Source organism: Mycobacteroides saopaulense, from assembly GCF_001456355.1.
Classification (GTDB): Bacteria; Actinomycetota; Actinomycetes; order Mycobacteriales; family Mycobacteriaceae; genus Mycobacterium; species Mycobacterium saopaulense.
The window spans coordinates 4,326,804-4,352,938 of sequence record NZ_CP010271.1 but is presented as its reverse complement, the minus strand read 5'-3'; the positions used below and the strand labels follow the sequence as shown (position 1 = coordinate 4,352,938).

Sequence of the window (26,135 nt, the reverse complement as noted above, 5' to 3'; positions counted from 1 at the left end):
TTCAGAGGGGGAACGCATGAGGATCGATCCGGTAGCGACAGAAAAATGCGCGTCGCAGCTGGATGCGACCAATACACACGTCGAGTTCGCCAAGGGTAAGCTGCGCGCCACCGAAGGCAAGGACCTCGGTGACTTGACCGATGCGATGAACGCTGCACGCAACCGGGTATCGGGTGCGCTGGGCACGGTTGAGGCTGTGCAGAAGCAGATCTCGCAGAACATCCGCACGTGCACCAAGGCACTGGTCGAGATGGATCAACGCAACGCAGGCAACCTAAGTGACGCCGGAATCAAGTTCCCGGTGCTCAACTAGGCCGGTGCGCGATGACCCTGGGCGACACACAAAAACAGCTTGAGCAGGTGATTGCCGACCTGCGCCAGGTCGGTGAAATCAGCATAAGCACGGTGTGGCCGATCGCCAGGAAGGTCGTTGGGGCGGTCCGGAAAGTGATCGCCGTGGCCACCGAGCCCCCTCCGCCGGACCCCGCGACCGTGCGGGAGGTGGCCGCGCGTTGGCGGGAAATGGCGCCGGCGATGGGGGAATGGCACGCCAACGACGTTCAGCAAGCACATAACACGATCCCGGACACCGTGTGGGGACGGACCCCGGGAGATCCGTACGGCGAGACAACCGGGGACAAGGCGCGCACCAGCATCGCGAATTTCAAGACGCGGTCCACCACGATCGGTCCGGCCGCCACGGGCGTCGCGGGCTCACTCGACACCTTCGGCGGAGCGATGGAGAAGGCGCGGGATCGGTGGCACAACGCGTTTGCCGCACTCAAGGACGACGTCGACTGGGGCAATATCCCGAAGAACCCACTTGATGCGATTCCGTATGTGCGCAAGCTGGTGGGCGACGTCATACACGGCGTGGAAGAACTTGCGGGCGCGTATGGAGATGCCGACAAGGCGGTGAACACCGCCAAGGGTGAACTTGGGAAGGCCGTGGAGGGCATCACGTTGCCCGACCACACCTCGGTGGCCGCGGGCGCGATCGGCTCGGTGAACAATTGGTCGGACGTCAAGAACGATCCAGACGGTCACAAGGACGGGACCGGTTTGCGGCCGGGTGTACAAGAACGTGCCGATGCAAACCTGGCGGCGATGAGTCCGGAGGATCGTGCCAAGGCGCAGGCGATGCTCGACAACGCCAAGGACGACGCCCGGCGCAACTGGATCATCTCGGCTCTGGCGCGGGGAGGCGACGTCGAGTCACTGCAGCGTTTCGCGACGAAGATCGACCAGATGAGTGATGGGGACCTCGCCGAGCTGGACCCGACGGTATTCGTGCAAAAAAATCCGGGTGTCCTTGCTCAACCGGACGGTACGACCTGTGGGTCGTCATCGCTGGTAGTAGCGAAGATGATCAACGATCCGATGTACGCCATGCAGATCATCACCGGCTACAACCCCCACACGGATGCGTATGTCGTCTCGCCGGAAGGGCCGACTCCCGAGGGGAGGTTCCATTCCGCAGCCAAGGAGATGCACGATCTGACCAACAACGCGGTCGGGCCCAGCATCGGGACCAATTGGCCGGAATGGCTTGGTACTCCGCCGTGGGGAGCTGCGGAGGAAATGGGGACCCCAGGGGGCCCGGGAGTGCCGGGGACTAGCTACGACTGGAGTCTGCATCCGCCTTTCTCGGGGGCGAGTGACTACGGATCCGTTGCGTCGGCAGTCCAGTCGGGTCAATCGGTGCCTTTGTTCATCGGGACTGGTGCCTATCCGAGCCATGTCGTCCTGGTCACCGGTATGGAGGGTGAGAACATGCGAATCTATGAACCGAGCTCGGGCCAGATGATGACGATTCCGAGATCCCAGTTCGAGAGCGGAAACTTCTCCCTCGGTGGTTCGACCGGCTGGAGTGTCTGGGGTTCGGTGACTCCCAAATGAAGTATCTGAAGTCCGCTTCGTTGATGGCGCTGGTGTTCGTCACCGCTGCTTCGTGCCCAAGTGATCGTGGCAAGTTCGATGCCAATGGCGTCGACTCTGAGCGTTCCGCAAGCCTTGCCGCTGATCCGTGGCTGGCGCCTGCCGAAATCAAGCATGGCGGTTTCCGTGGGACCAATATCGTTGAACGAGAAAAGATTACGCGCGAGAGCGCCAAGGCTATCAGTAGTACGCCGGAGGCGTCGGTGCTCGCTGAGATAGTGAAAGCCACGCAGAACGGATGGACCCCCACATATGTGCGGTGTGGACCTGCCAAGCCGGGGCCATTCACCTGGAGCCCCAGCGGTGACAGCGAAAGTCTTGTGGCAGAGGCCAACTTGGAAAAATCGCCGAAAGACCTCGACCACGCTGCCTACGCCAAACTGGTGGCATACGTCTCCGACTCGCAGGACGACGGCGGACCGCTCAAGCTGCTTACCCGGATCAGTGCCTATCCTGCCTATCACTCGGATAGGGGCTGGCCAGATTTGCCCAGCGTGCCCCTGGAGAGCTCCTGCCTGACGGATCGGCAGGCAGGAGCCTCTGGTCAGAAGAATGTTCCGGGGTTCCCCAACGGGGTGGTTGAGGGCCTGTCTCGTAGCCAGCCGCTGAATGAGAAGGGTGAACCTGACGGATCGGCCCGCTGAAGGCCGTTGCCTCAATCGCAGGCGGTGCCAGACTGGAGTGTGTGAGCCAGAACCCGGAGAACACCAAGTACGTCGAGCCCGGTGAGTTCAAGCGGGACACCAATTACATCGACACCCGGATCACCGCGGACGGTCGTGACGGTTACCCGGTGGAACCCGGCAGGTACCGTCTGGTCGCGGCGCGTGCCTGTCCGTGGGCGAACCGGACGCTCATCGTCCGGCGCCTCCTCGGACTGGAAGACGTTTTATCCCTGGGGCTTTGCGGCCCCACGCATGACAAGCGCAGCTGGACCTTCGATCTGGACCCGGGTGGCCTGGACCCCGTCCTGGGCATCCACTTCCTCCGCGATGCCTACCTCAAGCGATACCCGGACTACCCGCGCGGCATCACCGTGCCGGCGGTGGTGGAGGAGTCCACCGGTGAGGTCGTCACCAATGACTATGCGCAGATGACCCTGGACTTCTCCACGGAATGGGTCGAATACCACCGGCCCGGTGCGCCCCAGCTGTATCCCGTGGAGCTGCGCCCGGAAATCGACGAGGTGAGCCGTCGCGTCTACACCGAGGTGAACAACGGCGTGTATCGCTGCGGATTCGCCGGTGGACAGGACGCGTACGACGCCGCCTACGACCGGCTGTTCACCGCATTGGATTGGCTGTCGGAAAGGCTTGCCGGGCAACGTTATCTGGTAGGCGACACGATCACCGAGGCTGATGTGCGGTTGTTCACCACACTGGTCCGGTTCGATCCGGTGTACCACGGTCACTTCAAATGCAATCGCCAGAAGCTGACCGAGATGCCGGTGCTGTGGGCGTATGCGCGCGATCTGTTCCAGACGCCGGGCTTCGGCGACACCGTCGATTTCGGACAGATCAAGGAGCACTACTACGTGGTGCACACTGATATCAACCCCACAAGGGTGGTTCCGAAGGGGCCGGATCTGAGTGGCTGGCGCACCCCGCACGGCCGCGAGCAATTGGGCGGGAATCCGTTCGGTGAGGGCACGCCGCCGGGTCCGCCAAGAGAGTCGGAACGCGTGCCAGATCAGGGTCATTGCCCTGGTTAACGACCTTTGCAGTATTTACAAAAACGGAAGACTTGTTAACAAGCATGCCTTTCCTTAGTATCCGTCGGCATGCTGCACCACAGGGTGAAGGGCGAGTAGATGACCGATCAACCAGTCACTATCGGAGTTGTCCGAGAGTCGGGTGAGGACGAGCGCCGCGTCGCGCTGGTACCGAAGGCGATCGCCGGCCTGATTGGCAAGGGTGTGAACGTCGTCATAGAAAGCGGCGCCGGAGAGCGTGCTCTGCTGCCTGACGCGCTGTACACCGAAGCCGGTGCCACCGTGGGCGACGCATGGTCCGCCGACATCGTGGTGAAGGTGGCGCCGCCCTCGGATGCTGAGGTCGCCCGCCTGCGCTCGGGGCAGACCCTCATCGGCTTCCTGGCGCCACGCAATGCCGACAACAGCATCGGCGCACTGAAGAGCGCCGGTGTGCAAGCCTTTGCAGTGGAAGCCATTCCGCGTATATCCCGCGCACAGGTCATGGATGCGCTGTCGTCTCAGGCCAACGTCGCCGGGTACAAGTCCGTGCTCGTAGCGGCGTCCGAATCGACCCGCTTCTTCCCGATGCTCACCACAGCCGCCGGGACCGTCAAGCCCGCGCTGGTGCTGGTCCTCGGCGTCGGCGTGGCCGGCCTACAGGCCCTAGCCACCGCCAAGCGCCTCGGCGCGCGCACCACCGGCTACGACGTGCGCCCCGAGGTGGCCGATCAGGTCCGCTCGGTGGGTGCCCAGTGGCTCGATCTGGGCAGCAGTACCGTCACCGCCGCAGGCGGCGGAGGGTACGCCCGCGAGCTCACCGACGAGGAGCGCCAGAAGCAGCAGCAGGCGCTCGAAGAGGCCATCAAGGGATTCGATGTCGTCATCACCACGGCGCTCGTTCCCGGACGCCCGGCGCCGCGCCTGGTGACCGCCGCGGCGGTGGAGGGCATGAAGCCCGGCTCCGTGGTCGTCGACCTCGCGGGCGAGACCGGTGGCAACTGCGAGCTGACCGAGCCCGGCCAGACCGTCGTCAAGCACGGTGTCACCATCGCCTCGCCTCTCAACCTGCCGGCCACCATGCCGGAGCACGCCAGCGAGCTGTACGCCAAGAACATCACGTCCGTTCTCGAGCTCCTCATCAAGGACGGTGCCCTGGCGCCGGACTTCGATGACGAAATCGTCGCGGGCTCCTGCGTCACCCGGGAGGTCTCCTAGACATGTACGGACAGCTACTGGCCAACATCGCGATCCTGGTGCTTGCCGGGTTCGTCGGATTCGCCGTCATCTCCAAGGTGCCCAACACCTTGCACACGCCACTGATGTCTGGCACCAACGCCATTCACGGCATCGTGGTGCTGGGTGCACTGATCGTGCTGGGCAACCTGCCCGCCGACGCCAGCTGGGGCACACGGATCATCGCGTTCGTCGCGCTGATCTTCGGAACCCTGAACGTGATCGGTGGCTTCTTGGTCACCGATCGCATGCTGGGCATGTTCAAGTCGAAGAAGCCTGAGCAGAAGGAGGCGGCCAAGTGAGCAGCGAAAGCCTCAACTACGTCGTCGATGTTCTCTACATCGCCGCGTTCGCCCTCTTCATCTACGGCCTGTCCGGGCTGACCGGACCCAAGACCGCGGTGCGCGGCAACTGGATTGCCGCCGTCGGTATGGGTATCGCCGTCCTCGCCACCTTGATCAAAGTCAGCGAGACCGCCACCACGCTGGACTGGATCCTGATCGGTGCCGGTCTGGGAATTGGTGTCGTGCTGGGCATCCCGCCCGCGCTGAAGACCAAGATGACCGCCATGCCGCAGCTGGTAGCGTTGTTCAACGGTGTCGGTGGTGGCACCGTCGCGCTTATCGCTTGGTCGGAATTCATTGAGACCAAGGGTTTCTCGGAGTTCAAGCCGGACCAGTCGCCGACCGTCGCTCTGGTGGTGGGATCGCTGTTCGCCGCGATCATCGGTTCGGTGTCGTTCTGGGGCTCGCTGGTGGCCTTCGCCAAACTGCAGGAGTCCATCCCGAAGAACGTCGAGAAGCGGCTGGTGGCCTCCGCCAAGCTCTTCCAGGCCTCCAACATCCTGCTGCTGCTGGCCGCCGTCGGTACCGCCGTCTACATCGGGCTGCACCCCGGCCTGCCGGAGTGGTGGATCGTCGCGGTGCTGGTGTTCGCCGGTGTGATGGGTCTGTTCGTGGTCTTCCCGATCGGCGGCGCCGACATGCCGGTGGTCATCTCACTACTCAACGCGATGACCGGTTTGTCCGCTGCCGCAGCTGGTCTGGCGTTGAACAACACCGCCATGATTGTCGCCGGCATGATCGTCGGCGCCTCCGGTTCGATCCTGACCAATCTGATGGCCGTCGCGATGAACCGGTCGATCCCGGCCATCGTGTTCGGTTCGTTCGGTGGCGGTGACACCGCCGCCGCGGGCGGTTCGGCCGAGCAGGGCACGGTCAAGGCCACGTCGGCTTCCGACGCCGCGATCCAGATGGCCTACGCCAACCAAGTGATCGTGGTGCCCGGCTACGGTCTGGCCGTCGCGCAGGCTCAGCACACCGTCAAGGAGATGGCGGATCTGTTGGAGAGCAAGGGTGTCGAGGTCAAGTACGCCATTCACCCGGTTGCGGGTCGGATGCCCGGCCACATGAACGTCCTGCTGGCCGAGGCCGATGTCGAGTACGACGCCATGAAGGAAATGGACGACATCAACGGCGAGTTCAACCGGACCGATGTCACCATCGTGATCGGCGCCAACGACGTCACCAACCCGGCGGCACGCAACGACCCGTCCAGCCCGATTCACGGCATGCCGATCCTGAATGTCGATGAGTCGCGCTCGGTCATCGTGCTCAAGCGTTCGATGAGCTCGGGCTACGCCGGCATCGAGAACCCGCTGTTCTTCCAACCGCAGACCTCGATGCTGTTCGGGGATGCCAAGAAGTCGGTGTCCGCGGTCATCGAAGAGCTGAAGGCGCTGTAGCGCAAACTCTGTGCGACCGAGTGGGACCTCGCGTGGAATCCGGCCGGAAATCCTCGTTAGGTTCCCACTCGGCGTATGAAGGGGTTATGCGTGGGCCACTGACCGTACTGGCCGGGCTGTGCGTCCTGCTGAGCCCGGCGCCGGCCGCGGCGGACTCTCACGACTGCGCCTCTGTCGATCGCGCGCGGACGCAGATTCGGCAGCTCTCGCACGAGAACGGGGTGGCGGTTCGCCAGACCGCTGTCGCACGGAACCGGGCGATAGCCGTCTTGCTTCGGACGGCGGCGGGGGAGACCTCAGACCTGACGGTGCGAGACCGCGCACTGGAGGCCGCGGGGGCCGCGGAGCACTACGCGGACGCGATGGCCGCTCAGACCTCGGTGGACGGGGTGTTGGCGCCGCCTGGTGAAGACGTGGCCGCCGCGGTCAACACCATGGCGGCCCTGGATCGGGTGTGCCCTGTCCGTTAAGGGGCGGCGGGTGCATGCTCGGTGTCCTCGACGCGTCGCCAGGTCACCAGCGCTGCCGCCAATGCCGCCAACCCGGCGAGCCAGTAGAGCGCATGTGGTAGCGATGAGATCGCCACGGAGGCAACGGCAATCGTCGGTAGCCCGACGTTCAGTATGGTGTCGCGGCGCTGCAGCAGCAGCACCAGCCACGCCAGCACGACATAGATGGCGAACGGGACGGTGATGGTGAGCGCCGCGGTGGTGGGGCTCAGATGGCTCTTGCCGAGCCCCTCATCGACCGCTACCTCGAACCCGGCCGAGATCGCGGCGACAGAGGCGAAGATGAAGTAATGGCTGTAGCCCCACAGCACGCTCGCGCGTAGCGAGGAGTCCTTGCACTCCTGCTCTTCGTCGAAGTAGATCCACCACACCGCGGCGACGATGACGAGGGCGGATACCGCGATGCTGATCATGGTGCCGGCGTGGTCTGCCTCCTCGGCGCCACCGATGATCGAATTCGCCGAGGCCAGGATGGACTCGCCCAGCACGATCAGTGTGAACAGGCCATAGCGCTCCGCGATGTGTACGGGATGCCATGTCGTCGGTGCGGTGCGCTCGGCGAACAGCGGGACGGACACGTCGGCCAGCGCGATCGCGATGAAAAGCCCGAAACGTAGATGCTCGGGTGCGAAGAGTCCCCACCACACCCAGGCCGACTGGACTATGGCGATGCCCGCGACGTAGCGCAGACAGGTGGCGCGCATGGTGGGATCGCTGATCGCCGCGCGCAGCCATTGGCTGCCCGCCGCGAGGCGCATCAACACGTATCCGGCGATGACGACGCCGAAGTCGGCCCCAGTCATCGCGCGCTCGACGCCTGCGGCGATGGTGAGCGCGCCGGCCATCTGCACGAAGGTCATCAACCGGTACAGCCAGTCGTCGGTGTCGAAGGCGCTCGCGAACCAGGTGAAGTTCATCCAGGCCCACCAGATCGCGAAGAAACCCATCGCGTATCCGGTGAGTCCCTCGACGAAATGTCCCTCGGCCCAGAAGTGATGCAAAGCGCCGGACGCGCGAGAGACGGCGACCACGAAGACTAGGTCGAAGAGGAGTTCGAGCGGGGTGGCCGCGCGGTGCGGTTGCGCGGGATCGCGGGCCACCATGGCACGCAGGCCACTGATCATGTGGTTACCTACCGGTGTCGAAAGGGCGGCGGACGTGGGCAGCTTAACGTGCCGAGGGCGCCAGAGCCGGCGAACATGTGGGCGTACTAATCCAACCAGTTGATCGGGATTTCGTCCGCGCGTGGAAACCCTGCGCATATAGTGAGGCACCATGCAACCGGTCCCCGACGCCTCAAAGGCAGGCAGCTCATCGCAGCGCCGTGCGGGCCGCCGCGATGAACTGGTGGCCGTGGCGTCCAAGTTGTTCGCCGCTCGGGGCTACCACGGCACCCGAATGGACGATATCGCCGATGTCGCCGGCTTGAACAAGGCGACGGTCTATCACTACTTCGCGTCCAAGGCGCTGATCCTGTACGAGATCTACTTCAAGGCGGCCGAGGAGACCCTGGCCTGTCTGCAGGACGATCCACGATGGTCCGCGCGTGAGTCGCTGTATCAATGCACGAGCCGCATGCTCGCGCTTATCTTCTCGAACCGCGAGCAGGGAGCGGTGTACTTCCAGGAGAATCCGTTCCTCTCGGAATGGCTCTCACCTGAGCAGGTCGCCGAGATCCGCAAGCGCGAAGACATGGTGCAGGAGCGGGTTCAGAACATCATCGAGCGCGGCATCGCCAGCTCAGAGTTCGTCGAATGCGACTCGCACGTGATGGCGCTCGGCTACATCGGAATGGTGCTGGGCTCCTATCGTTGGCTCAACCCGAGTGGGCGTCGCAGCGCGCAGGAGATCGCCGTGGAGTTCAGTACCACGCTGCTGCGCGGGCTGATCCGGGACGAAGCCACGCGAATAAACGATCCGTTGGGCGTCGCATCGGCGGCGTCCGTTGACGGCACCCCGTAGCGGCGGACCGGTAGTGGCCGCTGACTCCCTCCTGACCTTGGATCTGCCCAACGTCAGATTGCAGGCGTTGTCCTGGGGCCCGCCGGACGGACCGCTGGTGATCTGCGGGCACGGCTTCCCTGATTCCGCCCACACCTGGCGTCTGCTGGGGCCGAGGTTGGCCGCAGACGGATGGCGTGTGGTGGCGCCGTTCACCCGCGGCTACGCACCCAGTGAAATACCCGCCGACGCCGAATACGGCCTGGGCGCCCTGATGCAGGACATCCTGGACATCCATGCGGTGCTGGGTGGCGACGAACGGGCGATCTACATCGGCCATGACTGGGGCGCGCTGGTGGGTAACGCTCTCGCTCGCAGCAGCCGGTCGCCGTTCGCCCGGATGGTCACGATGGCCGTCCCGCCGTTCGAAGTCCTCGGCTCGAACCTCTCGTCGATCGGGCCGGCCGGATGGCCCGGTGTGGCCGGACGGCAGCTGCTGATGAGTTGGTACACGTTGTTCCACCAGGTTCCGGTGCTGCCCGAATTGCTGCTGCCCTGGCTATTGCGTCTGTACTGGCGGAGATGGTCGCCGGGATACGAGGCGCACGCGGACGTGCTGTACACCAGTGAGGCGATGCTCCAGAAGGGGAACCGTCGGGCGGTGATCGGCTACTACCGCGCAAACATTCGGCGAGCTCTGTTCCCGTCACGCAAGTACTGGAAGACCCAGCGATCCCTGCTGGACGGAGCACGCACCCCACTGCTCTATCTGCATGGCCGCGACGATGGGTGCATGACCCAGCGGTTGGTACAGTCTGCGCGCCCCGATTTACCCGACCGCAGCGTTGAAATCATCGATGGCGGTGGACATTTCGTGCACCTGGAGTGCCCGGATGTGGTGTACGAACTCGTGCGTGAGTTCCTGGGTTCGCCAACTGCAAAGGTAGAGTGAGGCAATGCCAGTCGTCAGTCAGACCGTCGAGGTGGCCGCGCCGCCGCAGGTGATCGTCTCCATCGTTACCAACTACGAGGCCTACCCCGAGTGGAACAAGGAGATCACCAGCGTCGAGATCCTGAACCGTCTTCCGGATGGACGCCCCCACATCGTGCGGCTGAAGGTGGAGATGACGGGCATGTCGACGACCAACGTCGCCGAGATCGCGTATCTCAACGCCGCCCAGGTGGCGACGCGCCTGCTGGAGAGTGACATCTTCGAGAAGCAGGAACAGACGTTTTCGATCGTCCCGATGGGGCCGACATGCCTGCTCACTGTTGATATGGATGTCGAGACCAAGCTGCCGATCCCGAAGCCGATGGTCAAGAAGCTCGCCAATCAGGTCCTCGAACATTTGGCCGAGGGTCTGAAGGGTCGTGCCGAAGCCATCGCCTCCGGTCAGCTGCAGCCGTCCGCGCCGGTCGAGCCGGTGTTACCCCCCGGACCACATCCCGGCGCCGTCTAGGTATTCGATCAGGCGGCGTGCGCCGTCGACGAACTGAACCTCGGTTTGGGCAACTACCTCGGCCAGGTCGCCCGCGCGCAGTGCTGCGATGAGCTTGTCGTGCGCGTCCACCGCGTGCCGCGCCCACGCGTCGGCCGAGGCGAACATCATGTGTGGTGTGTACCGGGTGGCCTGCAGCAAGAACCAGGCCAGCTTGGGGCGATCGGCCACATGATTGAGAAATCGGTGGAACTCGAACTCCGCGACCGAGATCAATTCGGGTGAACCGGCATTGCGCAGGGTGTCGTTGAGATCTGCCAGGGTATCGATCTGTTCCGGGGTTATGCGTCGGGCCGCGGACTTGGCCAGCTCCACGGCGAGGTGAGCCTGCAGCGCGAAGATGTCTTCGATATCGGCCCGGCTCAACGCGGCGGCCATGTATCCGCGGTGAGGGACGGCCTCAACCAGGCCTTCTCCGCGCAGCGTCAGCAGTGCCTCCCGGACGGGGGTGACACTCACACCCAGCTGGGCGGCCGTCTCATCCATCCGGATGTATTCGCCGGGGCGCAGCTCACCGGTCATGATCGCGGCCCGGAGCCGGCCGGCAACTTCCTCGGACAGCTGCGGCCTACGGATTTCGCGGGTCTGCACCCGGGGAGATTTCATCCGATCTGCCTGCCATTTCCATTTGTGGTGACGCCCTTGCATCTAAAGTCATATCAAATATATTTGTGCGGACGCGACGAAGCGACAATCCAGGAGGCAGTGATTTGAGTTCCGATGAACCTGTCGGCGCACCCGATGTATCCGTCGACGACGGCATCATGCGAATCACGTTCACCAGGCCCGATCGGATGAATGCGCTCAACGGGCCGGCCACGGCGGGCCTGATCGAAGCGCTGGAGTCTGTCGCCGGGCGTGAGGAAGTGCGTGTCGTCGTCATCAGCGGTGGCGCGGCGGGCAATGCCTTCACAGCGGGTGCCGATGTGGCCGAGCTGGCGGCGGGCTCCGGCGAGCTGACCCCGCAGCAGGCGGCCGAACTGACGATGGATAACGCCGAGCGCCTGGTGCGCGCGGTGCTGAATTGCCCGGTACCCACCATCGCGGAGGTCACAGGCGCGGCCGCCGGCATCGGCGCCTCGGTGGGGTTGGCGTGCGACCTGATCTACGCGGCGGACAAGGCCTTCTTCCTGCTGGCCTTCGCGAACATCGGGCTGATGCCCGATGGCGGATCGAGTGCGCTGGTATCGGCCTCGATCGGCCGCGTGAAGGCCAACGCCATGGCGCTGTTGGCCCAACCTCTCAACGCCGCAGACGCTTTCGCGGCCGGGCTGATCAACGAGGTGTTGCCCGGAGACCAGTTACGCGGGCGCGTCGATAAGTCGGCGCGCAGGCTGGCTCGCGGCTCGAGGCGTGCAATGCAGCTGACCAAGCAAGCCATGAACTCGGTGTCGCTCAAGCTGTTCGACGAGGCCATCGCCCGTGAGCGGGAGGGGCAAATCGAGCTGTTGACCTCGCCCGATGCCCAGGAAGGCTTCGCCGCGTTCCTTGAGGGCCGACGCCCCAACTTCAGTTAGTAGGAGAGCTTGTGACCGACATGATCGACGCAATCACCCAGTCCGCCGGACTCGACCAGCCGTACCGCGCGCGGCGGCAGAACTGGTGTAACCAGCTGGCGCGGCACGCACTCATGCAACCCAATGCCACCGCCATCCGCTATCTGGGCCGCAGCATCTCCTGGGGTGAACTGAGTCAGCGTGTGCAATCCCTGGCCGACGCGCTCGCCCGGCGCGGCGTCGGATCCGGGGACCGCGTACTGATTCTCATGCTCAACCGCCCGGAGTATGTCGAATCATGGCTTGCCATCAACGAACTCGGTGCCATCGCGATCCCGGTGAACTTCCGCATGACCCCGCCCGAGATCGCGTTCCTGGTCCAGGACAGCGGGGCCAAGGTGGCGATCACGGAGACGGTGCTGGCGCCGGTGGCCGCCGCGGTGCGTCAGCAGGTGGCGGCCTTGGAGACGGTCATCGTCGCCGGTTCGGAGTCGGAGGACGGTGCGCTCGGATACGAGGAGGTCGTCGCCGAGGAAGGCGAAGCACACCCCGAGGTGGATCTACCCGGCGATACCCCGGCGCTCATCATGTACACCTCCGGAACGACCGGCCGACCCAAAGGCGCGGTGCTGACCCACCTCAACCTTTCGGGCCAGGCGATGACCTATCTGCTGAGCACCACCGTCGACCTGAATACGGATGTGGGATTCATCGGTGTGCCCATGTTCCACATCGCGGGTGTGGGCAACATGATCACGGGGTTGCTGCTGGGACTGCCTACGGTCATCCATCCGCTCGGGGCTTTCGATCCCGGTGCTCTGCTGGATGTGCTGGAGGCCGAGGGAGTCACCGGGATCTTCCTGGTTCCGGCGCAGTGGCAGGCGGTCTGCGCTGCACAACGAGCAAACCCGCGCAAAGTGAAGCTCAAAACCCTGTCCTGGGGCGCCGCTCCGGCCAGCGATGTGTTGCTGAGGACGATGTCCGAGACGTTCCCCGATGCCCGGATCCTGGCCGCGTTCGGGCAGACCGAGATGTCGCCGGTGACCTGCATGCTCATGGGGGAGGACGCAATCCGAAAGATGGGCTCTGTCGGACGGGTGATTCCCACGGTTTCGGCGCGGGTTGTCGACGACAACATGAATGATGTACCGGTCGGCGAGGTGGGAGAGATCGTGTACCGGGCGCCCACCTTGATGCAGGGCTATTGGAACAACCCGGCGGCTACCGCAGAGGCCTTCGAGGGTGGCTGGTTTCACTCGGGGGACCTGGTGCGCCAGGACGCAGATGGTTTCGTGTGGGTAGTGGACCGTAAGAAAGACATGATCATCTCCGGTGGAGAGAACATCTACTGCGCGGAGGTGGAGAACGTGCTTGCTGAGCACGAGTTGATCACCGAGGTTGCGGTGATCGGCAGGCCCCACGAGAAGTGGGGGGAGGTGCCGGTCGCGGTGGCGGCTATCCACGGCGAGGGATTGACCATCGGCGAACTCGACGTCTTCCTCACCGAACGACTGGCGCGGTACAAGCATCCCAAGGACCTCGTGGTCGTGGATGCGCTGCCGCGCAATCCGTCGGGGAAGGTGCTCAAGACCGAGCTGCGGCAGCGATACGGCACCGAGGCGTAATGCCGTGGGGGGAGCCGCAGCAAATATGAATCTGGATTCAGAAAAATTTGGTGAAGCGCAGTACATAGAACTGCACGCACTGTACATTCCAGTAATTGGCGTCACAACGGAGGGGCCACGTGACCAAAGCCACTGAGCTGGTGGGCTGCGTTTGCTGATGAAAGGGACTCAGGTGGTGCTTCGGATCATGCTGCGGCGCTGCACCGACACACGTCCAGGTGATATCGGAGGAGGTTTGCGTGCCGAACTCCTTTGAGACCGACGGCCGGGGCCCCTCGGACCGACAACTACTCCTGTGTGGCGTAGCCATCGCCGTGGTGGCCGCCCTGGTCGGCACCGCCTTGATCATCAAGTCAACCGGCCGGTTCAACAACTACGTGCGCGTGGCCGCCGAACTCACCAACGTCGGCGACGGCCTGCCCGCCAAGTCCGACGTCAAATACCAGGGCGTGCTGGTTGGCTCGGTGAACGATCTGACCCCTTCGCAGCGCGGCAAGCCGAATGTCGTTCATATCGATCTGAAGCCCAATCTGGCGCATACGATTCCGCGATCGGTCACCGCCAGGGTGGTTCCCAGTAACGTGTTCGCCGTCTCCTCGGTGGAGCTGGTCGATCATGGTCCGGGCGCCGCGATCACCGACGGAACCGTGATCCCCGAAGAAACCGAGCTGCCGACGGTGCTGTTCCAGACCACCATCAGCAAGCTGCGCGACATCTTGCTGGCCAACGGGCGCGGTCGCGATGACGATTCGGTGGGTATCTTCGCCGTCATCGCGGCGGCGACCGAGGGTCGCCGTGCCACCCTCCTGAATGCGGCCGGGCAGTTGACTCGAATCATCGATCAGCTCAATGACATCGTGGCCACCGATACGGGTCCCTCGACCCTCTCCGCGCTCCTGGACGCGACCAAGGGATTGCAAACGACGGCACCCGAGCTTGTCGATGCGCTGCATCAGGCCATCAAGCCCATGCAGACCCTGGCTGAAAAGCGTGAGCAATTGCAGACTCTGCTCAACGCGGGGCTGCACACCACGGGAACCGTTCGGCAATCGTTGGACAATCAGACGGACCGGATGATCGACATCACGACCAAGCTCACGCCCGTCGTGGGCGTGCTCGCCCAGAATTCGGTGCACTTCTTGCCGATCGCGAGCCGGCTCAAGGTGTTCTCCGACAAGTTCTTCAACGAGGTGTGGGATCCGGAGAAGGACGTCGTCAACATCCGAGGAGTTCTCTCCTTCACGCCGTCGACGATGTACACCCGCGCCGATTGCCCGCAGTACGGAGAGTTGAAGGGCCCGAGCTGCTTCACCGCCCCCGAGTTGGTGGTACGGCCCGACCTTCCCGAAACGTTGCTTCCGCAGAACTACAAGCCACCGCCCGATCTGGCGCCGCCACCGGGAACAGAGGTCGGGCCGGATGGGAATCTGATCGTCACCGGGCCGCCTTTGTACAACCCGCACCCGAATCTGCAGGACCCCAATCCTCCGTTGCCGTGGTGGCAGCCCAACCCGTCTCCGCGGATTCCGGGCACGGTCGACCCCGGTGACACCGAACCACCCCCCGGAAGTCCGGGCGCCCCCGCCCCAGCGGCCACGGCGCCGGCCTCGTTCGGTGGGGCCGTTGGTCCCGTGGGCAGCAAGGTCGAACGTGAGCAGCTGGGCATGATCACCGGTGGCCAGGCGAACTCATCCACGCAGCTTCTGCTCGGTCCCGTCGCCAGGGGCACCAAACCCGTTGTAGCTCAGCAGGCCTCGGCAGGGGGTGCGCGATGAAGTTTCGTGGTCCGTTGATCGGGTTGTCGGTCTTCATGGTGATCGCCTTGGCCATGACCTGGCTGGTCTATGCCACATTGCGCCGTGAGGTGGCCGGGTCCACCAATGCCTACGCCGCGATGTTCACCGATGTCACCGGGCTGCGTGACGGGGACGATGTCCGCATCGCCGGCGTGCGCGTCGGGCGTGTCGAATCGGTTGCGATCGATGGTGACCTAGCCAAGGTGGACTTTCGGGTGCAGACCGAGCAACCGTTGTACGGCAACACGATTGCGACGATCACCTACCAGAACATCGTTGGTCAGCGCTATCTGGGGCTGTCGATGGGCAAGACGGGCAGCACGGATCGGCTCAAGCCGGGAAGCGTGATTCCGGTGGAGCAGACCGAGCCGTCCTTCGACATCGGAATGCTGCTGCACGGATTCGAGCCGCTTTTCAGCGTGCTGGACCCCACCGAGGTCGACAATCTCACCGACGGAGTCGTCAAGTCATTGCAAGGGGATACCGGCTCGATCGTCGGGTTGGTGGATCAGACCTCACAACTGACCGAGACCTTCGCGGGCCGCGACAAAGTTCTCGACGATGTGATCACGAACCTCAACGGGCTGACGAAAACTCTTGCCGGGCAGAACAAGAATCTGGACAGCGTGTTGACGCACACCCGGGAGATGGTGGCCATTCTGGACAATCGGCGCGCCGCACTGGTCGATTCGGTAGGGTCGACGGGATTCGCCGTGCGCCGGCTGTCGAAGATCTCGGACACGGTGTATCCGCAGCTCAACGAGATACTGCACCGGGAACCGGGATTCGTCAGTCACCTGAACACCGTCGAGCCGCAGCTAGCCTTCGCCGGAGCCAATCTGCCGCTGCTGTTGAAGGGCGTCGCACGTACCACCCAAGAGGGCGCCTTCATCAACGGATACGTCTGCGATCTCAACATAACCGGGTTTTTCCCGGGTCTCAACGACGTCGTTCCGATCATCGTCAATGCCGCCACACCTGGCAACAAGGCTCAATACACCCCGAAATGCAGGAACCTGGCAGATGGCTGAACCTACCGTGTGGCAATCGTTATGGCGGAGCATCTCGCGTCGTCCCGTCGAGACGTACAACAAGATATGGCTGGGTGCGATAGCGCTGGCGGTCATCGGAGCCCTGGTGGGCGCGATGCTGCTGGTGAAGGCGATCGGCATCGGGTACAGCCATTACACCGGCGAGTTCTTACAGGCCGCGTCGCTACAGCCGGGGGCCAACGTGTCTTACGCGGGCGTGTCGGTGGGGGAAGTCACGAGCGTCGAGCTGGCGGGCGACCGTATCGAAGTCGGTATGCGGGTTCGCGACGACATCAAACTGCGCAAGGACGCCAAGGCATCGATCAAGATCACCACGATTCTGGGCAATCAGTACGTGGAGTTGCGTAACGGTGGCGACGGCACTCTGCCCAACCGCCGAATAGACCTGGCCCACACCGATGTTCCGTACGACCTGCAGGCCACGCTGCAGGACGCCACCTCGACCTTCGAACAAGTCGACGCCGACAAGATCGCGGAGTCGACGGCGATATTGGGCAAGCAGCTGGAGGGCTTGCCCGCAGTGCTGCCGCAGGCGATGGAGAACATTCAGACACTGTCGTCGGTGATATCGCATCGCCGCGATCAACTCGGCACGCTGCTGTCCAGCACGGAGTTGGTGGCGGGCACCCTGCAACGCCAGCAGGGGGATATCGGCAAGTTGATCGTCCAGGGGCGTGACCTGCTCGGCGAATTCGTTTCTCGGCAGGCGAGCTTCCACTCGATGATGCGTGCCGTGACCGAGCTGGTGAACGTCCTGAACAAGATCGTGGTCAAGGACCGACGTGCGGTCGACGCGCTCATCGCCGACGTGAAGACCTTCAGCAATTTGATCGGCGGTCACGACGACTTGTTCCGGAGCCTGCTGCAGGTGACGGCGGTCGCCGCGCGAAACTTCACCAACCTCACGGGCTACGGCAATGCACTCGAGCTGAGTGCTCCCGGCGGTCTCGCTGTGGATTCGTGGATGTGTGCGATCAGTGGAAGAGCCAAGCAGTTCAACATGATCCCGTACTTCAAGGACTGCCAATGAACGCGATGACCAAACGAGCGATATGGATCGCGGGGGCACTGGCGGTGGTGGCCGCGATAGTGGTCGCTGCGGTGGGGTGGACCTATTTGCGTGAGCGGAGCAACAGGCTCACCATCACGGCTCAATTCGAGTCGGTCTCCGGGCTGTACCCGGACAACAAGGTGTCGGTGTTGGGTATGCCCATCGGCAAGGTCACCAAGATCACCTCGCGCGGCACCTACATGGAGGTGGAGTTCACGATCGACTCCAAGGTCAAGGTGCCGGCCGATGCCAAGGCCGTCACGGTGTCCACGTCGATCCTCACCGACCGCCATATCGAACTGACGCCTGTTTACCGGGGTGGGCCGACGCTCAAGAGCGGTGACATCATCGGGCTGGATCGCACCAAGACGCCCGTGGAGTTCGACCGGGTGCTGGCCATGATCGACAGGCTCTCGAAGGCCATGAAGGGCGACGGGAAGGGCGCCGGCCCGCTGGCAGATGTCATCAACAACAGCACCGACGCGCTGTCCGGGAACGGCGAGTTGATGCGGTCGTCCCTGGACGAGTTGTCCAAGGCGCTTCGGCTGAGTGCCGACGGCGGCGCCCTGACCCGCGACCAGTTGACCAAGATCATCACCCGGCTGAGCTCCCTGTTCGAGGCTTCGGCACGCAACGACCAGAACATCCGCGAGTTCTCCTCCACGGTGCGCCAGCTGTCTCAGGTGCTCGATCAGGAGCAGCTGGGATCGGGTAGTACCGGCAAGCAGCTCAACAACATTCTGCTGCAAGCTGGTTCACTTCTGGAACAGAACCGCGACGCCATCAAGGACTCGGTGGGCAACTCCAACCAGATCGCGCAGGCGATATACGACAACCGCAGGGAGCTGTCCGAGGGGTTCGACCTGCTTCCGTTGATGGCGGACAACGTCTACAACATCGTCGATCCGGTCAACAACGTGGTACGTGCCCATGTGCCGGCGGACCGGTTGTTGTTCGACACCCAGGCCGCCAAGGAAATCTGCAACCTCATGGGCCTGCGCCAATTGGGATGCAGCACAGGAACTCTGCAGGACTACGGACCCGACTTCGGGTTGACCTACGTACTCGACGGTCTCGCGGCGATGGGGCAGAAATGAATCGATGGCAAAGACTCGCGGGGCCGTCGGTGGTCGTTGCCGTGCTGCTGACGAGCGGATGCAGCACCAATGGTCTTGCCAGCCTGCCGCTTCCGGCGCCGGGCATGTCCGGTGGTTCGTACGGCTTGACGGCCTTGTTCACCAACATCTTGAACCTGCCATCGCGTGCCAAGGTGAAACTGGGCGGCGCCGATGTCGGCGAGGTCGACTCCATGAGCACCGCCAACTACACCGCCGTGGTCACGATGCGGATCCGTTCGGATGTCGAGATCCCCAAGGGCACGACGGTGGAGCTGCGTACCGCGACCCCGCTGGGTGACGTCTTCGTCTCGCTGAAACCGCCGAGACCGGCCGACCCCAACGCACCGCTGCTGCGGGACGGGGACACCATCGGCCTGGATGCGACCACGGCCGCCGCGACCGTGGAGGCCGTGCTGAGCTCGGCGGCGATCATCGTCAACGGTGGTGCGGTACGCAATCTCACGGGCACCGTCAATGGGCTGGGACGCGCGACGGGAACCAACGGTCAGGCGTTCGGCGATCTGATCGGCAAGTCGAATCGACTGCTGGGCACGATCAATGCCCGTTCCAGCCAGCTGGATTCGGCGTTGCGTGATACGGCCCAGCTTGCGGCCGAGATGAACACGCGCCACGACACGCTTTCGGAGCTGCTGGTCGCGGCTGCGCCCGCCACCGACACGCTCTCGGCCAATGCGTCGCATATCGCGGACCTGGCCGACCAGGTGGGCGCGGTGACCAAGCAGCTCTCCAAGTTCCCGTCGATCGGCGGCACCGACACCAGTGGCCGCAGCGTGATCGCCGACTTCAACACCTTGTCGGCCTCGTTCAACGACATCGCTGTCAGCCCCGACACCAGCCTTGCCGCACTGAATCGATTGATGCCTCCGATCGTGAAGATCATGGCCGGATCGGCATTCGCCGCTCGGGTGTCGATCGACAAGATCGCGCTCGGCTCCATTCCCGACATCGGGTACAAGGGCGATCCGGGGCTCCATGGGCCGAAGCGTTATGACTGGGCCAAACTCGTGGGTTCGTTCAAGTACACGCTGTGGCGCCTGCAGGAGCGCGTCGTGGGCAAGGGACCCGATGCCCCGGCAATTCCGATGCGCCCCAGCCCGACCGAGCCGGGAGTCATCGAGCCGGTGCCGGGTGCCGTGCCCGTACCTCAGGAGCCGCCGCGATGATCAACACAGTGGCGAACACGGTCGTGGATGCCGTGAAGATGGGGCATCGCAACCGTTTCTGGCTGTCCGGGCTGGCTCTCTTGGCCACTTTGCTGGTGGCGTGCGCCTATCTGCTGGTAGGGGCGCTGCGCGCCAGGGCCTTTGCGTCCACCTACGAGGTATCGATCGAGCTGCCCGAGTCCGGCGGGTTGATCCCCGACCAGGATGTGGCCTTGCGCGGCATGCGGATCGGCCGTGTCGACTCGGTCACGCCGTCACCTCGTGGGCCGGTCGCTCAGATTCATATCGAATCCGGGGTGAAGATTCCGGTGGGGACTCCGGTGCGAGTGTCCGGCCTGTCTCCGGCGGGTGAGCAGTATGTCGACTTCGCGCCCGTGACGACCGCCGGCCCGTACTTGGGCAACGGCAGCGTGATCGCGCGCGGCCAGGCCACGGTGCCGGTATCACTGTCGCGATTGCTCGCCGATGCCGATGGTGCACTCGCGCAGGCGGATACGAAGAAGCTGGAGATCATCAAGAAGGAGCTTCATCTCTCGCGTGAGGCGCCACGCAAGATGACCGACATCATCGACGGAGGCGTGTTCCTGCTGTCGACGTTGGACTCCGTGCTCCCGGAGACGGTGAGTGTTCTCAAGAACAGTCGCGTCACGTTGTCTTCGTTCGCGGATATGAACAAGGGCCTTGTCACCACCACGCAGGGACTGAACCGGTCTCTGAACGGCGTGGCACGGATGGACGGCGGTTTCCGCACGTTGATCGACAGGGTCCCCGGACCGCTGGCCACTACCGATGCGGTGATCGCCGACAACTCGGACAATATGGCGCAACTCCTGGGGAACCTCACCACGGTGGCGCAGTTGTCTTACGTCCGTGTGCCGGCGCTCAACGCCCTGTTTCCCTCCTACCGGGGATCGGTGATCGAGGCGGTGGGCAACACCTTCTACGACCATGGTGTGTGGGCTGTTGCCGACATCTACCCCCGCTATACCTGTGACTACGGGTATCCGCGGACCGCGGTGTCGGCCGCCGATTACCCGGAGCCATTCCTGTACGCGGGCTATTGCCGCGATGACGATCCCGCGGTGCTGGTACGCGGTGCCAAGAATGCCCCTCGGCCGGCCGACGACGACACTGCCAGCCCGCCCATGGGGGCGGATCTCGGCAAGGTTGCCGATCCAACTCCGAAGGGACGCTTCACGATTCCCACGCCTTATGGTGGGCCCACGCTTCCGATCGATCCGCCGAAGTAGTCGCCTAACTGAAGCCCAGCCAGCTGGGCAGTGCGCGACCCACCCCGCCCGCGGCATCGCACAAGGTGTAGGCGGAGTCGCAATTGCCTTTGGGGGAACCGTATCCGGCCCACATGCCGCCGGCGTCACGGCGCAGCACGATGGCCGAGGAGCCGCCGCCGTCGAGGGCGATGGCCTTGTCGACGCCCAGCCCGCGGTAGAGGTCCTGGAGATTGTCGGGTGTGTAGCTGCCGCCCTGGAAGACCATCAGTTCGTCGGTGGAGGACTTGTAGCCGAGGGCGGTGCGGGCGGCGGCCGGGCCGGGGTCGTTGAGCTGTTCGGTAAATCCCGGCAGCAAGAGCTTTAGTCCGCTCACCGCCACAAACTGAACTCCCTTGTCCATCAACCCTTCTAGTGGCGCGGTGGCGTACCCGTAGTCCTGAGGGCCCACCGACGCGATGACCTCCGGTGCCGCCCCTTGGCTGAAGACCATGGTGGCCAACGCCGTCCAGACTTCGTCCCCGCCGGAGAGTGCCTGCTTTCCGGCGTAGACCCGGGTGCCGGTGACCTGCTTGTTGTAGTTGGCGCTGCCGTTGGCGGTGTCGACGTAGGCACCCAACGGCGAGGTACATCCGGTGCTCTTCCAGTTGCCACCCTTTTGACCGCGTACGTCGAAGAAGTTGGCGTTGATGATGAAGGTGGGCTTGCCCATGGTCACCCAGGCGGCCATTGGTTTGTAGGTCTCGGAGGCCTGCCACAGCCCCTCGGCAGTACGCGCGCGCGGATCGCGCTCGCACCGGGACTGATAGCCGGAATGGGTGTCCACCAAGAGATTTGCGCGTAGCCGTGACGATGCGCTCTTGATGACCATGAGGTGGCCGCCGTTGTCCAGCGTGTACTCGTTGCCTTCGGCGTTGCGGAATGGAGCCGGGTTGCCACCCCCGAAGTTGTAGACCAGGAAGGTGCCCTTGGTGTTGGCGATGGCGGACAGCACCGCGTCTCGGGCGGCCTCGGCTCGGGCGGGAGTCGCAGGGATGGGCAGTGCCGCTACCAGCATCAGACCGAAGGCGGTGGTAACCAGGCGACGTCCGGAAGCCGGACGCCGAAGTCGGGAAAAGCGTGAAATGCCCACGGCGGTCCCTCCTGTGACGATCTTGAATAGTCAACGATAATCACAGCAGCAACTCAGTCAACTTTGGTAACAAGTGGGGATCGATCGCACATCGGCAGCGTCGCGAATTATGGGCGGCCGGCGCTATCCGCCTAGTCGCGTGTGCATTTCCCACACGAGGATCTCCGCGTCGGTCGTCGCGGTGACCCGGAGCGCACCGGTATCGGTGAGCCGCACGGCATCTCCCTCGGAGAGCTCTCCGAGCGCCTCGACGGTCACGGCCCCACGGGCGACGAAGAGATGCACGAATAGTGCCGCGGGAAGTTCGACGCCGTCCCCGGCGGCGATGCGTGCGGCATGCAGCGCTGCGTTTTTCTGGGCGATGGTGATCGCCGTCTGATCCCGGTGCCGCGACATTCCGGATGCCACGGTCACCAGCCCGCCGTGGAGCAGCTCGTTGTCGATCTCCAGCTGCTGATAGCCGGGATCGATCCCCGAATCATCGGGGGTCACCCACATCTGGATGAAGCGCACCGGATCTGAGTGCCGCTCGCCGGAAAGCCGCCATGAGTCGTTCTTCTCCGAGTGCAGGATGCCGGTGCCAGCCGACATCCGTTGCGCCAGACCGGGATAGATCACCCCGGCATTGCCCTCGGAGTCCTGGTGCACCAGGGAACCCTGGAGCACCCAGGTGACGATCTCCATATCGCGGTGCGGATGCGTCTCGAATCCGGCTCCCGGCAGCACGATGTCGTCGTTGTTGACCAACAGCAGTCCGTGATGGGTGTTGTGGGGGTCGTAGTGCTCGCCGAAAGAAAACGAGTGCCGGGAATCCAGCCACGAGATCTTGGTCGCGAGCCGATCACTCGCGCGCCGGATGTCGATAGCCATGTATCGACAGTAACGCCACGCAGTGAATCCCGGGGAATCGTCTGCGTGGCGTTACTTTCGGCGAAAGGTTCGGCTTACCAGTCGGCTTCGGTGTACTTGATGACGCCGCGGATGTTCTTGCCGTCGAGCATGTCCTGATAGCCGTCGTTGATCTGTTCCAGGCTGTAGGTGGTGGTGATCATCTCGTCGATCTTGAGCAGGCCTTGCTTGTACAGGCCGACCAGGCGAGGGGTCTCGGTGTGGGTGGTACCTCCGCCGAAGATGTTGCCCTTCAAGGTCTTCTGCAACATCGTGAAGAGGAACAGGTTGAACTTGACATCCACGTCGACCATGGCGCCCATGCCGGTCACCACGCAGGTTCCGGTCTTGGCGGTCAGCAACATGGCCTCTTCGATCATCTCACCGCGCATCTCGCCGACGGTGATGATGGTCTTCTGCGCCATGATGCCCCAGGTCAGGTCCATGATGGGCAGGAGGGCCTCGGCCATCGTCGGGAACGCGTGAGTGGCGCCGAACTTGAGGGCCTGCTCGCGCTTCCACGGCACGGGGTCGATCGCGATGACGCGCCGGGCGCCGGAGACCACCGCACCTTGCAGAGCGCTCATGCCGATACCGCCGATACCGACGATGATCACGTCCTCGCCGGGCTTGACCTCGGCGATGTTGGTGGACGAGCCGAACCCGGTGGGCACGGCGCAGCCGAGCAGCGCGGCGGACTCAAAGGGCACGTCGTCGTCGATCTTGACGACGGAGTCCTCGTGGACCACCGCGTAGGGGGAGAAGGTGCCGAGCAGGTTCATCGCGGAGACGGGTGTGTCTCCCGCGTGGATGCGGTTGGTGCCATCGGAAATGGCCTTGCCGCCCAGTAGGATTGCGCCACGGTCGCACAGCGACCGGTAGCCGCGCATACACGGCGGGCACTTACCGCAGGCGGGGATGAACGCGAAGATGACGTGGTCACCCTCCTGGACGGAGGTGACGCCCTTGCCGACCTTGGTGACGACGCCCGCACCCTCGTGACCGGGCAGCACCGGCAGCTCCATCGGGGTGGCGCCGGTCAGCACGTGGTAGTCGGAGTGGCACATGCCCGCGGCGTGCAGCTGAACCTGGACTTCACCCTCGGCCGGATCACCGAAGGTGATCTCTTCGACGACGATCGGCTTGTTGAGCTCGCGAATCAGCGCGCCTTTTGTCTTCATTGACTGGCTAGTCCTTCCAGATACACGTGAAACAGATCACTCTCGTGCACGAGGATAGCGGCTCGAAGCAAAAAGTGAAACGCGTTCTAAAAGTGCGTGGTCAGGAGGCCAACAGTGCCTCTGACGACGATCTATGCACAGTTATAAGGTCTTGTCGATGGGCACCTCCCCGGCTAGGACACCCCGGCGTCTCGAGTCTCCCAGTACTTCTCACGCAGCACGCGCTTGAGGATCTTTCCCGCGCCGGACAGCGGGAGTTCGTCGACGAACTCGAAACTGCGCGGCACCTTGTAGTTGGCGATGTGCTCGCGGCAGTGCTCCTTCAGGTCGTCGTCGCAGCACTCGGATTGCGCCTGCTTGACGATGACGGCGTGCACGCGTTCACCCCACCGCTCGTCGGGGACTCCGATCACCGCGCAGGCCGCCACCGCAGGGTGTTTGGCCAGTGCGTTCTCCACCTCGGCGGAGTAGACGTTCTCGCCGCCGGTTACCACCATGTCCTTGATGCGATCAACGATGTAGACGTATCCGCGAGCATCCATCCGCCCGGCATCGCCGGTGTGCATCCACCCGTTCCTGACGGCGGCGGCCGACTCGCCGGCCAGCTCCCAATAGCCGAGCATGACGTTGTCGCCCTTGACGATCACCTCGCCGATCTCGCCCCGTGGCACCTCGTTGTCCTCCGGGTCGACGATCAGGACCTCACAATGTGGGGCCGCCCGCCCCGCCGAACGCAGCAGCGCCGGGTCGTCGTGATCGTCGGGAAGCAGCAGCGTCGCCACGGGAGACACCTCGGTCATGCCGTAGGCCTGGGTGAATCGGGCATTGGGGAACACACGCTTGGCGCGCTGCAATACTGCCTCGGAGATGACCGACGCGCCGTAGGTGATGCCGCGAATCCCGCTGAGATCCAGCTGGGCAGCGCTCGGATGATCGACCAGCATTTGAATCATGGTGGGCACCAACAACATGTCTTGCACATCGTGTTCGACGATGGCGTCCAGCACTCCTTGTGGTGTGAACGACGGCAGGATCACGTGCGTGACGTTCGACAGATTGCCCGCAAGCACCGACGTGAAGTCGGCCATGTGGAACATGGGTGCCGAGTGCAGCAGTCGGCCACCGCGCGTCAGAAAGTTCCCGGTGGACAGCGACCCCATCGCGGAGGCCAGCACGTTGTTGTGGGACAGCATGACACCCTTGGGATTTCCGGTGGTGCCGCCGGTGTAGAAGACACCGAGCAGACTGTCGCCGCCGGTTCGGGTGTCCTGCGCCGGCTCGTGTGCGGCGAGCAAGTCCTCGTACCCGATCATGTCCTCGGGTGTCAGGCCGTCACCGCAGTAGATGACGGTGTCCAGGCATGCGCACGCCGCACGCAGGGGTGCGGGAGCGGCCTTGAACGTGTCGTCGACGAGCAGCACGCGAGTGCCGGACTCGCGCAAGGAGTAGCCGATCTCGGCAAGGCTCCAGCGAATGTTCACCGCGTTCAACACGGCACCCAACCAGGGGACCGCAGTCAGATATTCGACGTAGCGATCGGAGTTCAGGGACAGCATGCCCACCCGGTCGCCCGGCTGAACCCCGAGGGCGCGCAGCGCGGCGGCCAACCGGGCCACGCGGTCGGCGAATTGCTCGACACTGTGTTCGCGCCCTTGATGGATCGTGATGGGACGGTTCGGGTCCTGCTGTAGGGCACGGTGCAGCCACTGGGTGAATTGCATACGTCGATCCTGCCGTTTTCGGAACTGTCGGGGTGCGGATTTCGTCGAGCTAACAGGCAATCTCCAGTGTCCCGGTACGATGTACCCAGGGGCAACGGGTGGCAA

Annotated in this window: 25 protein-coding genes; 19 read left to right on the top strand and 6 right to left on the bottom strand. The window is 63.8% G+C overall.

Going from position 1 to position 26,135, the window contains the following annotated elements; all coding sequences use genetic code 11:
• Nucleotides 1–16 precede the first annotated feature (16 nt).
• The 8 genes from MYCSP_RS21630 (at nt 17) to MYCSP_RS21595 (ending at nt 7,078) form a co-directional block, all read left to right on the top strand.
• On the top strand, nt 17–313 hold the full coding sequence (locus MYCSP_RS21630) for a hypothetical protein (RefSeq protein WP_083017539.1): 297 nt from the start codon (nt 17–19) through the stop codon (nt 311–313).
• A gap of 11 nt (nt 314–324) precedes the next feature.
• Entirely contained in the window at nt 325–1,899 is a 1,575-nt protein-coding gene (locus MYCSP_RS21625) for a hypothetical protein (protein ID WP_088415083.1), read from the top strand.
• Complete coding sequence (locus MYCSP_RS21620) at nt 1,896–2,582, top strand: hypothetical protein (RefSeq protein ID WP_083017535.1); 687 nt, start codon at nt 1,896–1,898, stop codon at nt 2,580–2,582. The genes MYCSP_RS21625 and MYCSP_RS21620 overlap by 4 nt, the downstream gene beginning before the upstream one ends.
• Before the next feature lie 41 nt (nt 2,583–2,623).
• The gene (locus MYCSP_RS21615) at nt 2,624–3,649 is read left to right on the top strand and encodes a glutathione S-transferase family protein (RefSeq protein WP_088415081.1); all 1,026 of its coding nucleotides are present in this window, start codon (nt 2,624–2,626) and stop codon (nt 3,647–3,649) included.
• Nucleotides 3,650–3,748: 99 nt separating this feature from the next.
• On the top strand, nt 3,749–4,846 hold the full coding sequence (locus MYCSP_RS21610) for a Re/Si-specific NAD(P)(+) transhydrogenase subunit alpha (protein WP_070911755.1): 1,098 nt from the start codon (nt 3,749–3,751) through the stop codon (nt 4,844–4,846).
• A 2-nt stretch (nt 4,847–4,848) separates the two neighbouring features.
• Nucleotides 4,849–5,166: an NAD(P) transhydrogenase subunit alpha gene (locus MYCSP_RS21605; RefSeq protein ID WP_030097415.1), complete on the top strand. Its 318-nt coding sequence runs from the start codon at nt 4,849–4,851 to the stop codon at nt 5,164–5,166.
• On the top strand, nt 5,163–6,608 hold the full coding sequence (locus tag MYCSP_RS21600) for an NAD(P)(+) transhydrogenase (Re/Si-specific) subunit beta (RefSeq protein WP_070911756.1): 1,446 nt from the start codon (nt 5,163–5,165) through the stop codon (nt 6,606–6,608). Before MYCSP_RS21605 ends, MYCSP_RS21600 begins: the two co-directional genes overlap by 4 nt.
• Nucleotides 6,609–6,694: 86 nt before the next feature.
• Entirely contained in the window at nt 6,695–7,078 is a 384-nt protein-coding gene (locus MYCSP_RS21595; protein WP_083017532.1) for a hypothetical protein, read from the top strand.
• Here the strand turns inward: MYCSP_RS21595 and MYCSP_RS21590 are convergent.
• Complete coding sequence (locus MYCSP_RS21590) at nt 7,075–8,241, bottom strand: low temperature requirement protein A (protein ID WP_083017530.1); 1,167 nt, start codon at nt 8,239–8,241, stop codon at nt 7,075–7,077. The genes MYCSP_RS21595 and MYCSP_RS21590 overlap by 4 nt on opposite strands.
• Nucleotides 8,242–8,392: 151 nt before the next feature.
• Between MYCSP_RS21590 and MYCSP_RS21585 the strand changes: the two genes are divergently transcribed.
• Genes MYCSP_RS21585 through MYCSP_RS21575 form a run of 3 tightly spaced genes read left to right on the top strand, consistent with a single transcriptional unit; the run spans nt 8,393 to nt 10,518 of the window.
• Entirely contained in the window at nt 8,393–9,079 is a 687-nt protein-coding gene (locus tag MYCSP_RS21585; protein WP_088415079.1) for a TetR/AcrR family transcriptional regulator, read from the top strand.
• 13 nt (nt 9,080–9,092) lie between these two features.
• Nucleotides 9,093–10,010, top strand: coding sequence for an alpha/beta fold hydrolase (locus MYCSP_RS21580; protein WP_088415077.1), 918 nt, complete (start codon nt 9,093–9,095; stop codon nt 10,008–10,010).
• A gap of 4 nt (nt 10,011–10,014) precedes the next feature.
• Nucleotides 10,015–10,518, top strand: a complete 504-nt coding sequence (locus tag MYCSP_RS21575) for an SRPBCC family protein (RefSeq protein WP_070911760.1) — start codon at nt 10,015–10,017, stop codon at nt 10,516–10,518.
• On the opposite strand, the gene MYCSP_RS21570 is transcribed toward MYCSP_RS21575, so the two are convergent.
• Nucleotides 10,486–11,163, bottom strand: a complete 678-nt coding sequence (locus MYCSP_RS21570; protein WP_070911761.1) for a GntR family transcriptional regulator — start codon at nt 11,161–11,163, stop codon at nt 10,486–10,488. The two genes, MYCSP_RS21575 and MYCSP_RS21570, sit on opposite strands and share 33 nt — an antisense overlap.
• A gap of 104 nt (nt 11,164–11,267) precedes the next feature.
• Here MYCSP_RS21570 and MYCSP_RS21565 point away from each other — a divergent pair, with 104 nt between their 5' ends.
• The 8 genes from MYCSP_RS21565 to MYCSP_RS21530 all read left to right on the top strand — a co-directional run bounded on the left by MYCSP_RS21565 (nt 11,268) and on the right by MYCSP_RS21530 (nt 21,129).
• Complete coding sequence (locus MYCSP_RS21565; RefSeq protein ID WP_088415075.1) at nt 11,268–12,074, top strand: enoyl-CoA hydratase; 807 nt, start codon at nt 11,268–11,270, stop codon at nt 12,072–12,074.
• A gap of 11 nt (nt 12,075–12,085) precedes the next feature.
• The gene (fadD5, locus tag MYCSP_RS21560) at nt 12,086–13,678 is read left to right on the top strand and encodes a fatty-acid--CoA ligase FadD5 (RefSeq protein ID WP_083017524.1); all 1,593 of its coding nucleotides are present in this window, start codon (nt 12,086–12,088) and stop codon (nt 13,676–13,678) included.
• Between the two features lie 239 nt (nt 13,679–13,917).
• The gene (locus tag MYCSP_RS21555; protein ID WP_083017612.1) at nt 13,918–15,453 is read left to right on the top strand and encodes an MlaD family protein; all 1,536 of its coding nucleotides are present in this window, start codon (nt 13,918–13,920) and stop codon (nt 15,451–15,453) included.
• Nucleotides 15,450–16,505, top strand: coding sequence for an MCE family protein (locus tag MYCSP_RS21550; protein WP_070911764.1), 1,056 nt, complete (start codon nt 15,450–15,452; stop codon nt 16,503–16,505). Before MYCSP_RS21555 ends, MYCSP_RS21550 begins: the two co-directional genes overlap by 4 nt.
• Complete coding sequence (locus MYCSP_RS21545; RefSeq protein WP_070911765.1) at nt 16,498–17,556, top strand: MlaD family protein; 1,059 nt, start codon at nt 16,498–16,500, stop codon at nt 17,554–17,556. The genes MYCSP_RS21550 and MYCSP_RS21545 overlap by 8 nt, the downstream gene beginning before the upstream one ends.
• Nucleotides 17,553–18,674 carry an MCE family protein gene (locus MYCSP_RS21540; protein ID WP_083017520.1) on the top strand — a complete coding sequence of 374 codons (1,122 nt, stop codon included), beginning with the start codon at nt 17,553–17,555 and terminating at the stop codon, nt 18,672–18,674. The genes MYCSP_RS21545 and MYCSP_RS21540 overlap by 4 nt, the downstream gene beginning before the upstream one ends.
• Nucleotides 18,671–19,879, top strand: coding sequence for an MlaD family protein (locus MYCSP_RS21535; RefSeq protein ID WP_070911767.1), 1,209 nt, complete (start codon nt 18,671–18,673; stop codon nt 19,877–19,879). The genes MYCSP_RS21540 and MYCSP_RS21535 overlap by 4 nt, the downstream gene beginning before the upstream one ends.
• Nucleotides 19,876–21,129 carry an MlaD family protein gene (locus MYCSP_RS21530; RefSeq protein ID WP_070911768.1) on the top strand — a complete coding sequence of 418 codons (1,254 nt, stop codon included), beginning with the start codon at nt 19,876–19,878 and terminating at the stop codon, nt 21,127–21,129. The genes MYCSP_RS21535 and MYCSP_RS21530 overlap by 4 nt, the downstream gene beginning before the upstream one ends.
• Before the next feature lie 4 nt (nt 21,130–21,133).
• On the opposite strand, the gene MYCSP_RS21525 is transcribed toward MYCSP_RS21530, so the two are convergent.
• The 4 genes from MYCSP_RS21525 to MYCSP_RS21510 all read right to left on the bottom strand — a co-directional run bounded on the left by MYCSP_RS21525 (nt 21,134) and on the right by MYCSP_RS21510 (nt 26,090).
• Nucleotides 21,134–22,240 (bottom strand): phosphodiester glycosidase family protein, encoded by a 1,107-nt coding sequence (locus MYCSP_RS21525; protein ID WP_088415073.1) that lies wholly within the window; start codon nt 22,238–22,240, stop codon nt 21,134–21,136.
• Nucleotides 22,241–22,363: 123 nt separating this feature from the next.
• On the bottom strand, nt 22,364–23,110 hold the full coding sequence (locus MYCSP_RS21520; RefSeq protein WP_070911770.1) for a pirin family protein: 747 nt from the start codon (nt 23,108–23,110) through the stop codon (nt 22,364–22,366).
• Nucleotides 23,111–23,184: 74 nt separating this feature from the next.
• Nucleotides 23,185–24,309, bottom strand: a complete 1,125-nt coding sequence (locus MYCSP_RS21515; protein WP_083017516.1) for an NDMA-dependent alcohol dehydrogenase — start codon at nt 24,307–24,309, stop codon at nt 23,185–23,187.
• Nucleotides 24,310–24,482: 173 nt separating this feature from the next.
• The gene (locus tag MYCSP_RS21510; RefSeq protein ID WP_268873097.1) at nt 24,483–26,090 is read right to left on the bottom strand and encodes a long-chain-fatty-acid--CoA ligase; all 1,608 of its coding nucleotides are present in this window, start codon (nt 26,088–26,090) and stop codon (nt 24,483–24,485) included.
• Nucleotides 26,091–26,135: the final 45 nt, after the last annotated feature.

Bases quoted from the DNA above. Each gene is read 5' to 3' on its own strand.
- MYCSP_RS21630 (WP_083017539.1), top strand. From the start codon at position 17: ATGAGGATCGATCCGGTAGCGACAGAAAAATGCGCGTCGCAGCTGGAT.
- MYCSP_RS21625 (WP_088415083.1), top strand. From the start codon at position 325: ATGACCCTGGGCGACACACAAAAACAGCTTGAGCAGGTGATTGCCGAC.
- MYCSP_RS21620 (WP_083017535.1), top strand. From the start codon at position 1,896: ATGAAGTATCTGAAGTCCGCTTCGTTGATGGCGCTGGTGTTCGTCACC.
- MYCSP_RS21610 (WP_070911755.1), top strand. From the start codon at position 3,749: ATGACCGATCAACCAGTCACTATCGGAGTTGTCCGAGAGTCGGGTGAG.
- MYCSP_RS21605 (WP_030097415.1), top strand. From the start codon at position 4,849: ATGTACGGACAGCTACTGGCCAACATCGCGATCCTGGTGCTTGCCGGG.
- MYCSP_RS21595 (WP_083017532.1), top strand. From the start codon at position 6,695: ATGCGTGGGCCACTGACCGTACTGGCCGGGCTGTGCGTCCTGCTGAGC.
- MYCSP_RS21590 (WP_083017530.1), bottom strand. From the start codon at position 8,241: ATGATCAGTGGCCTGCGTGCCATGGTGGCCCGCGATCCCGCGCAACCG.
- MYCSP_RS21585 (WP_088415079.1), top strand. From the start codon at position 8,393: ATGCAACCGGTCCCCGACGCCTCAAAGGCAGGCAGCTCATCGCAGCGC.
- MYCSP_RS21575 (WP_070911760.1), top strand. From the start codon at position 10,015: ATGCCAGTCGTCAGTCAGACCGTCGAGGTGGCCGCGCCGCCGCAGGTG.
- MYCSP_RS21570 (WP_070911761.1), bottom strand. From the start codon at position 11,163: ATGAAATCTCCCCGGGTGCAGACCCGCGAAATCCGTAGGCCGCAGCTG.
- MYCSP_RS21550 (WP_070911764.1), top strand. From the start codon at position 15,450: ATGAAGTTTCGTGGTCCGTTGATCGGGTTGTCGGTCTTCATGGTGATC.
- MYCSP_RS21545 (WP_070911765.1), top strand. From the start codon at position 16,498: ATGGCTGAACCTACCGTGTGGCAATCGTTATGGCGGAGCATCTCGCGT.
- MYCSP_RS21540 (WP_083017520.1), top strand. From the start codon at position 17,553: ATGAACGCGATGACCAAACGAGCGATATGGATCGCGGGGGCACTGGCG.
- MYCSP_RS21535 (WP_070911767.1), top strand. From the start codon at position 18,671: ATGAATCGATGGCAAAGACTCGCGGGGCCGTCGGTGGTCGTTGCCGTG.
- MYCSP_RS21530 (WP_070911768.1), top strand. From the start codon at position 19,876: ATGATCAACACAGTGGCGAACACGGTCGTGGATGCCGTGAAGATGGGG.
- MYCSP_RS21520 (WP_070911770.1), bottom strand. From the start codon at position 23,110: ATGGCTATCGACATCCGGCGCGCGAGTGATCGGCTCGCGACCAAGATC.
- MYCSP_RS21515 (WP_083017516.1), bottom strand. From the start codon at position 24,309: ATGAAGACAAAAGGCGCGCTGATTCGCGAGCTCAACAAGCCGATCGTC.